The 6,539-nt window shown below is 72.0% G+C and carries 9 protein-coding genes; 1 reads left to right on the top strand and 8 read right to left on the bottom strand.

Going from position 1 to position 6,539, the window contains the following annotated elements; all coding sequences use genetic code 11:
- The 8 genes from AC5LUJ_RS10270 to AC5LUJ_RS10235 form a co-directional block, all read right to left on the bottom strand.
- The coding region (locus AC5LUJ_RS10270) for a cell division protein FtsK (protein ID WP_493464828.1) at window positions 1-1,828 on the bottom strand (1,828 nt) is incomplete at its 3' end.
- On the bottom strand, window positions 1,825-2,064 hold the full coding sequence (locus tag AC5LUJ_RS10265) for a hypothetical protein (protein WP_250289538.1): 240 nt from the start codon (window positions 2,062-2,064) through the stop codon (window positions 1,825-1,827). The genes AC5LUJ_RS10270 and AC5LUJ_RS10265, both read right to left, overlap by 4 nt.
- A complete protein-coding gene (locus tag AC5LUJ_RS10260) occupies window positions 2,061-2,444 on the bottom strand; it encodes a zinc metalloprotease (protein WP_250289536.1) in 384 nt (127 codons plus the stop codon). The genes AC5LUJ_RS10265 and AC5LUJ_RS10260 overlap by 4 nt, the downstream gene beginning before the upstream one ends.
- Entirely contained in the window at window positions 2,441-3,166 is a 726-nt protein-coding gene (locus tag AC5LUJ_RS10255) for a DUF2637 domain-containing protein (protein WP_493464829.1), read from the bottom strand. The genes AC5LUJ_RS10260 and AC5LUJ_RS10255 overlap by 4 nt, the downstream gene beginning before the upstream one ends.
- Window positions 3,166-3,516 carry a hypothetical protein gene (locus AC5LUJ_RS10250; RefSeq protein ID WP_250289456.1) on the bottom strand — a complete coding sequence of 117 codons (351 nt, stop codon included), beginning with the start codon at window positions 3,514-3,516 and terminating at the stop codon, window positions 3,166-3,168. Before AC5LUJ_RS10250 ends, AC5LUJ_RS10255 begins: the two co-directional genes overlap by 1 nt.
- Window positions 3,513-3,779 (bottom strand): helix-turn-helix domain-containing protein, encoded by a 267-nt coding sequence (locus AC5LUJ_RS10245; protein WP_250289458.1) that lies wholly within the window; start codon window positions 3,777-3,779, stop codon window positions 3,513-3,515. The genes AC5LUJ_RS10250 and AC5LUJ_RS10245 overlap by 4 nt, the downstream gene beginning before the upstream one ends.
- Window positions 3,776-4,390, bottom strand: a complete 615-nt coding sequence (locus AC5LUJ_RS10240) for a hypothetical protein (RefSeq protein WP_250289460.1) — start codon at window positions 4,388-4,390, stop codon at window positions 3,776-3,778. The genes AC5LUJ_RS10245 and AC5LUJ_RS10240 overlap by 4 nt, the downstream gene beginning before the upstream one ends.
- Window positions 4,380-4,589 (bottom strand): hypothetical protein, encoded by a 210-nt coding sequence (locus AC5LUJ_RS10235; protein ID WP_250289462.1) that lies wholly within the window; start codon window positions 4,587-4,589, stop codon window positions 4,380-4,382. Before AC5LUJ_RS10235 ends, AC5LUJ_RS10240 begins: the two co-directional genes overlap by 11 nt.
- Window positions 4,590-5,013: 424 nt before the next feature.
- Here AC5LUJ_RS10235 and AC5LUJ_RS10230 point away from each other — a divergent pair, with 424 nt between their 5' ends.
- Window positions 5,014-5,775 (top strand): GntR family transcriptional regulator, encoded by a 762-nt coding sequence (locus AC5LUJ_RS10230; protein WP_250289465.1) that lies wholly within the window; start codon window positions 5,014-5,016, stop codon window positions 5,773-5,775.
- Window positions 5,776-6,539: the final 764 nt, after the last annotated feature.

Raw genomic sequence — 6,539 nt, 5'->3', positions numbered from 1 at the left:
CCCTCTCGATGGCTTCCAGTGACCGGCGGATGATGCCGGGGACCTGGGCGACGTCGATGAAGTAGGTCTGGGCGATCTCGGAGCGTTCTCCGGTGAAGCCCTTGACGATGGCGGTGCCCTTGTCGGTGCCGGGGATGAGTTCGGTGGCCCGGTGTCCGGCCCGGTAGGCGCCCTGGCCGAGCAGGGCGTCGTTGGCGACGTGGTCCCCGACCGCGTAGGCGATCCCGTTCGAGCAGTTGCGGGTGACGTCGCGCGGCATGCTGTCCTTCGTCGGTGCCTGTGTCGACACGATCAGGTGGATCCCGCGTTTGCGGCCGAGGCGGACGATGTCGACGAGGAGCTGCCCGATCTCTTCCCCGTACTTCTTGTGCTGGATGGCGACGTGGGCTTCCTCCAGGAGGCACACCAGCGGGTGCAGGCCCACGCCCTTGCTGGCGAGTTCGCGGGTCACCGCCGGGATCTCGTAGGTGACCAGGAGCTGTCCGCGGGCCTGGACCTCGGCGTGCAGCTCCCGCAGGTCGTGCAAGATCTGCTCGATCTTCTCGGGCTCCGCGCCCATGACGTAGCGGGCGCATCGCGGCCGGAACGCCTCGAAGTCGAAGTTCGCGTCGGGTACCCAGATCCGTAGCTCGGCGGTCGGGTCGAGGGCGACCCCGGTCATGATGGTCCGGGCGGCGGAGGACTTCCCCTGGCCGGGCATCCCACCGGTGATCGTGTTCCGTTCCATGATCGGCGCGGTGAGGGGGGTACCGCGCAGCGTCCGACCGAACGGCACACCCTTGAAGACGTCGACGCCGTCGGTTGCCAGCGGGTACGGCCCGGCGCCTTCCGTCAGGGCGCCTTTGTCGGCCACCCACAGGTCGAGGACCCCGGCCTCGCTGCCGGTGGTCGGCCAGACCTCTTTGGCCAGCCGGTGCAGGCCGGAGGCGAGATCGGCGCGGCGCGCGGAGATCCGTTCGGCGGTCACCCCGCTGGGCAGCCGGATCACCGCGTGGGTGCCCCGGCCGTCCCGGCGGGCCGTGGTCAGATATTGGAGTGGCGCGGTCTTGAGGTGGTCGCGGATCTGCGGGATACGTAGCGCCGCCAGCGCCTGCGCGATCGTGGACTCGTCGATGGCCAGGTCGATGTCCGTGTCCGACGAGGTGGCCAGCCACCCGGGTATCGACTCGCCGCCGCCGGCCCGGTAGGCGGTGATCAGCCACGCCGGCCCGGCCCCCCAGAGCACCACCCGCACGGCTACCGCGATCAGGGCCGCCGCGATGTCGCCGAGGCCGGCCAGGGCCGACCAGTACCCGTCCCAGGTCATGCCCAGCGGCCGGGTCACCGCGACGACCATGCCGGCCAGGAGCAGCAGCCCGGCGAGGAACGCCACCAGGACCACCACCGCGATGACGGCGGAGCGCAGCGCGGCGGGCAGGGTCAGTAGCCGCTGCCGCCGGTCGGCCTTGGCCTGCCGTAGGTGCTCCAGCCAGCCGGCCAGGGCCTCGCTGTCCCCGGCGGCCCGGGCGCGGCGGATCTGCTCCCGGATCGCGGCGTGGGTGGCCGCGTCGATGGCCCGCTGCGCCCACACGCCGTGTCCCCGGCCGACCTGGAACACGCCCCGGGCCAGCCGCCGGCCGGCGGCCAGGGCCAGCGCCTCACCGGCGGTGTCCTCCGCCGCGGGCACGACATGGCCGGTCGCGACGACCGGCGGCTCGATGTCGGCGGCCGTGACCGCGATGACCCTGTCATCCCCACCGGCCGCCGGTACCGCCGGAGTCCATGGCGGGAGCGGGACAACGTCACCCACGTCGGGGGTCGCCTTGCGCAGGCGCACCGGCGCGGTCACCGTTCCCACCCCCCGCCCGGCGTCCAGTCGGCGGGGAGCAGGAGCGTCGAGGCGCCCAGCGGGGAGATCCCGAGCGTCGTGGACACCGCCACATCGACGCGTTCGGCCGCGTCCACGATCGCCACCACGATCAGACCGGTGATCCGCAGGAGCAGGACGACGACGGCCACCAGGACCACGGCGGCGGCCGCCCACAGGGGCAGCAGGCGCAGCTCGGCGCGGATATCGGGTTTCATCGCGCGGCCCCCTGCCCGCACAGGCGCCGCGCGTCCGCTTCGATCCCGGAGCGGTACCGGCGCACGAGCCGGTCGGCCTCCCGCTGGGCCTGCCGTACTGTCCGGCCGGTGCCGCGGAGCTCGACGCGGGCCTGCGCGCGGTCCTGTCGGCCACCGCTGTCCCGGCCGGTCAGCAGCCGGGCCGCCGCCGGCCCGGCCAGCCGGATCACGGCCAGATCCGCAGTGGAGACGTGGTCGTACTGGGATAGCTGGTAGCTGCCGCTGGTGCGGCCGAGGTGGAGCCGGACCGTCGCGCCGTAGTGGCGGGCGACCGCCCCGTGGCCGGCCTCGTGCACGGCGCATTCCCACCGGTCGGCCGCGGAGAGACCGAAGAGGCTCATCGCACGGTCACCTCCGCCCGCCGTAGCGCGGACAGATGGTTACGAACCGTCGACACCGTGACACCGACCAGCGGTGCCCACTCGGCGGCCAGCTGCCGGTCCGACCGGGGATCATCGGCCGGGACGCGGGCCACCAGTGCGGCCACCCGATGCCGGGTCGACCCGCCGGCGTGGCCCGCCGGCCCGACCGGCGGCCCGGGATCGGCCACCGCTGGCCCGGCCACCCGCGCAGGGGCGGCCACGGGTGGCGCGACCACCGGCGTCACCCGGGCCGGCGGGCCATCCGTATCGGCCGTGGCCTCGAGTGCCGGCCGCGCCTGGTCGGCCGCCGCGTGCCGGACATGCCGCAACGCCAGCTCCAGCGCGACCGCTAGCGCGACCGGTGCCCACAGGCCGATCAGCCGGCCGGTCCACGTCGGCTCGGCGTGCGCCACGTTCGCGGCCACCGACGCGCCGATCCCGAGCGTGACCGCGAACCAGGCGGTGGCCCGGCCGCCGCGCCGGTTGGCACGGGCATCGGCCAGCAGCACCAGCGCGGCCACCGCCAGCAGCCCGTCCACGGACAGCGGCAGGATCGTCGAGGACAGCCCGTCCTCGCCGTGGCGGGCGGACAGGTCGCGCATGTGCCGGTACGAGACGACCGCGGCGACCCCGGCCACGACGGCCAGGCCGGCACCGACCAGACGGCTGATCCACTGATCGGCGCTGATCTTCGTACCCATCACCGGCCGCCCTTCTTCTTGACCTTCCGGCGGCGGGCCAGCTCCGCCTTCTGCGCGGGGGTCAGCGTGGTCGACTCCCGGCCGGTGAGCCGGTCCCGCGTCGTCACCCCGTCCGCGGCCGTCGTCTTCGACGTCCGCTTCCTACCGATCAGGTTCCTGATCTCCTTGGCCGATGTGGGGATCGTGACCGCCTTCGGGCTCTTCCGCGCACCACGCTCGCCGGTACGGGCCCGCGGGAAGCAGACCGGGCACGCGAACCCGTCGAGAACGCCAGGGACGGTCGCCGCGTCGACCGCCGGCCCGCCGTCGGGATCGACGGCCAGGGCCACCCGCAGCCGGGTGGCGCTCACCGGGCACCCCCGTCCGGGGTGAGCAGGGCACGCAGCCCCGCGGTCACGACGTACACCCGGCCGCCGATCCGCCGGACCGGCAGCGCCCCGGCCTTGGCGTAGCGGTACGCCGACGCCCGGGAGAACCCGAGAACCTCCGCGGCGGTCTCCACCGAGATCAGCGGGGTGAGCCCGGCCAGCGGGTCAGGTGTCTCCCCGGCCGGGCCGGCGGGAGCAGCAGCCGGGCCGGTGGCCACGGTGCCGGCCGTGGTCGGTGTGGTCATCGGGGGTCCCCTGTCGAGGCGGGAAGAAGAGCGCGGGCGGCGGCGATGCCGTCGGGGGTGGTGAACCGGGTGCAGATCCGGACCTGGACGCCGGTGATCGTGGTCGTCACGGACAGGCCGACGGAGCGCGGGGTGTCGTAGTCGACGGTCAGCGGCAACCCGAGCCGGCCGGCCACCGCGGTCAGGCCGGCCAGGATCACCGGCGCCTCGTCGGGTCCGCCGGGGGCGGTGGCGCCGAACACGTCGACGGACAGCGATGGCCGGTGGCCGGAGGCGAAAACGGTCAGGTGCAGCCGGGCACCGGTGGCGTCCACCGCGTCCCCGACCGCGGCCAGCAGCTCAAGCCCGGCCCGCAGCGCGGCGGCCTGCCGCCGCGCGGGAGACGAGACAGACCGGGCATCGATCGTCGCAGCGTGCGCCATACCGGTAGCGCCGTCAGCGTCGCTGCCACCGCCGGTCTCGGTCGGGACGGTCGGGGACTCCCGCCGGGGCACCGGCCGCACCGGCTTCCCCTTCCCCACGACCGGCACCGGCGGGTCCACCGCCGCCACCGCGGCGTGCAACGCGTCCCGCACCACCGCTTCCCGCACCGCCGCCTGCTCACCGGCCATGACGCGCCTCCCGCGACCGCGGCGTCTCCAACGACAGCTCTTCCGACTGCTGCGACCCGAACAGCGCCACCCCGACCGGCGCGGTCAACGCGGCCTTCACCACCGCCCGCCGCGTCGGCGACGGCGCGTCCAACCGCTCACCCCGCCGCGGCCGGGCCACCTCGGTCACCACGTCCTTCGCCTTCTGCCGCCGGCTCACCGGACACCACCCGACGACTTCGCACCATCGACGATCACAACCCAGCGGTCCGGCTCCGGGTCGTCCGGCAACGTCGGCCACGGACGATCCCCACCATCCACGGCGAACAGAACAGAAAGCGTCATCACACGCCCTTCCACCAGCCCCCGGCCGCAGCCGGCGGGCACGCCAACAACAGGCGTGGAAGGCGTCCACGAGAAGGTCAGACGCTGTACGCTCGAAGAGCGATCATCAGTCGCGTCTGGCCCGGTGTGGGTTGCCTCCCACCCGGGCCTTCTTCATGTCCAGAAGGCCCAGCCACCTCGACGGGTTGCCTCCCGTCTCAGCGTGGCTCGACAGTAGCAGCATGCCTTAAGGCATGTCCACATGCCCTAGGGCATCTTTTGAAAGATCTTTTGTGGGCATGCTCGATATGGTCTAGGGCATGTCCACGCCAAGCCGCCCGCCATACACCCGGATCGCGGCATCGTTGCGGGACAAGATCGAAGCAGGTGAGTACCCGCCGGGCAGCCGGCTCCCCTCACACCGCGAACTCGCCCGGACCTTCCACGCCGCTCAGGAGACGATCCGTCGCGCGATCGCACAGCTTCAGACGGAAGGGCTGATCGAAACCCGAGGCCAGCACGGAACCTTCGTCCAGACCCGGCCGTCGGTCCGACGCATCACAACCGACTTCTACCGGCGGCGCCCGCCAGGCTCCACGGAGTCAACATCCCCGTTTGCTCGATCTGCCGCCGCGTCGGGCGGGCGAGCCTCCTGGGACCACGAGACGACGCGCGAAACGGCAGACGAACAGGTTGCCGAACGGCTCGCCATTCAGCCCGGCGAGCCGGTGACTGTGACGCGATACCTCTACCGCTATGACGGGACCCCGATCCAAACGGCCATCTCGTGGGAGCCCTCAGCCCTCACCACGGGCACGCCAATCGAGCTTCCCGAGGAAGGCGCAGCAATCGGCGTTGTCGCACGCTTTGATCTGATCGGCCAACACATCGACTCGGTAGAGGAAGAGATCACCTCGCGGCCACCGACAGCCGACGAGGTGAGAGCGCTCGAACTGCCTCCGGGCGCCTCCGTCCTCTCGATGAGGCGCACTTACCGAGTGGGTGACAAGCCGGTCGAGACTGCGGACATCGTCATGGCTGGCCACCGATCCGTGCTCTCCTACCGTCTCGCCGTGACCTGAGACAAAGGTTCGGATTACCACTCTTATCACTTTTTGTAACTTATCGGATGCTTTTGGTGTCGTGAGTGACTGTGCCAACTTTCCCTACTTGTTCAAGCGCGGCCCTGCGGGCCGCAAAGACCACGGGGCTCCGCCCCGAACCCCGGCCCTCTCTCTGGAGGTGGGTCGAATACGTGTTCGTTTCCGGTGGTGGGTGGGGGCATGTCCGCTGATCACCTCCGCCGGACGGGCACCCCGAGGGCTACCCCGGAACCTCCCGACCGCGCAAGGGCCGGCGGCAAAGATCGAACTCGAGTGGGGATGCGGCCCTTGCCCGGCCGGGAGAACCCGGGGTAGGGCGAAGCCTGCCCGACCGACGGAGGTGATCAGCTCAGCCCGGAGTCTGGCGAAGCCGTCGCAGGCGGCCGGGATCGACGGCTCGGCCGGGATGTCGACCAGGGCACGCCGTGCCGCGCGGGGCCCGTCCGTCCGCCGCGCCGCGAACTGCGCGTGGCGCCGGGGGCGCCATGCTCGCCGGGCGCGTCGGACGGCCACCCACCCGACACGGCTGCACGGGACCCGAGCCACGTGCACGGAATCGTGAACGGAACCCGACGCGACCGACGGGACTATCTGTGATCGTCTGCTGCGGACACCGACTGACGAATGCGACCAGTTGGATGAATGGGACGCACCCGCCTGGTCACCCAGTGTCAAAATGATCTGATAAGGAAGAGGCCGGTGGTTCAAGTCCACCCAGGTCCACGGGCTGGCTTTCCTTGCTC

Source organism: Protofrankia sp. CiP1_Cm_nod3 (assembly GCF_982290655.1).
This window is presented reverse-complemented; position numbering and strand designations above follow the sequence as displayed.